Below are 1,473 nucleotides of genomic sequence, written 5' to 3' on the forward strand. Positions count from 1 at the left end.
GGGAGGCGGGCGCAGGCTGTGTCCGTCGGATCTACCCAAGCAGGAGGTGGTGCCCTGCCGTCTACAGCGCGCGCAGGCCGGTGGCGGCGATCACGGCTAGGCAGTTTCGTTTGGATCAGTCGGACCATTTTCCTCTGGTCCGTCTGCTGACATAGGGAAGCTGTGTGGTGTCAGCTGACGTCGACCGGTACGCCCATTGTCAGACGCTGCTGGCAGCATCCCTGCCATGAACGCCATCTTTACCACCCCACCGCGGCCGTTCGACATCACCGCGCTCTTCCCTGAGCTGGCTCCTCTGGCGCGGGCGGGGACCCGGCTGCACCCGCGGCCGGGAGCGCCAACCGTGCGCGACAGCTCCGTGGGCGGCCCGCTCCTGTGGCCTGCCGGCGAGCCGTGGCCGCACTGCGACGAGCCGCACGACAGACACGCGGCGCCAGCGGTCTACTCACCGGACGACGTCCGGCTCCTCCGCCGCGACCGCGCCGTAGCGGCCGAGCGGTTGCGCCTCGCCCCCCAGGCACCCCAGTGGACCCCCGAGGAACTGGCGACCTGGGAGCGGATCAAGGTGGGCCGTCCGTGGTTCGACGCCCCCATCCCCCTCCTGCCCGTCGCCCAGCTCTACGCCCGCGACGTCCCCTTCCCGTGCCCGCCCGACGCGGACCTCCTCCAGGTCCTCTGGTGCCCCTTCGACCACGAGATGGCCCACCCCCGGACAGCCCTCTTCTGGCGCTCCTCCGCCTCCGTCACCGACGTTCTCGAAGCACCGCCCGAGCCGCCCATCGTCCAGCGGGACTGCTACCTCCCGGAGCCGTGCCTGTTCTCACCGGAGCAGGTCACCGAATTTCCCCACCCCGGGGAGCTGAGCAAGGAGCTCCGGGACCAGCTGGACGACATGAGCCGCTGGGAGACGATCGATCCTGCGCGGTACAACACGTACGCGGACGACCCGGGCGAGCTCTACCTGAACAACCTCTCCACCGCCCCCGGCTGGAAGACCGGCGGCTGGAGCAGCTGGCCCCGCACCGACCCCAAGCCCCGCCCCTGCCCCGAGTGCGGCACCGAGCAGGTCCCGCTCCTCACCATCGCCTCCTGGGAATGGGACGGCGGCAGCGGGACCTGGATCGCCAAGGAGGAACTGACCAACCCGGCCCCGCCTCCCCTGGGAGCCCAGGACGGCAACTTCACCTTGATCGACATCATCGGCGGCTACGACCTCCAACTCCATGTCTGCCCGGCATCCCCGGACCATCCGCACATCGAACTGCTCCCGTGAGCCCGGCGGAAGTCCTCCGCGCCGACGCATACGCCACTATCGGTACCGCGATCGGGTCTCCAGTGGGCAGCCTTGGCCAACTATTAGATGATCCAAATGACGGGCCCTAGCCGGGATCTGGTTCGGCCTGTAGCAGCCTTTCCAGCTCTGTCTCGGCGTGGCCGACCGCGCCCGTCAGAGCCTCATGGTGGTGGGCGGAC

Annotated in this window: 1 protein-coding gene; it reads left to right on the forward strand. The window is 69.4% G+C overall.

What is annotated here, in order from left to right; translation table 11 throughout:
* The first annotated feature begins 226 nt into the window (after positions 1-226).
* Positions 227-1,273, forward strand: coding sequence for a hypothetical protein (locus AB0B29_RS37680; RefSeq protein ID WP_362247276.1), 1,047 nt, complete (start codon positions 227-229; stop codon positions 1,271-1,273).
* The last annotated feature ends 200 nt before the right edge of the window (positions 1,274-1,473 follow it).

This window comes from Streptomyces tibetensis, from assembly GCF_040647715.1.
Lineage (GTDB): Bacteria > Actinomycetota > Actinomycetes > Streptomycetales > Streptomycetaceae > Streptomyces > Streptomyces tibetensis_A.

Bases quoted from the DNA above. Each gene is read 5' to 3' on its own strand.
- AB0B29_RS37680 (WP_362247276.1), top strand. From the start codon at position 227: ATGAACGCCATCTTTACCACCCCACCGCGGCCGTTCGACATCACCGCG.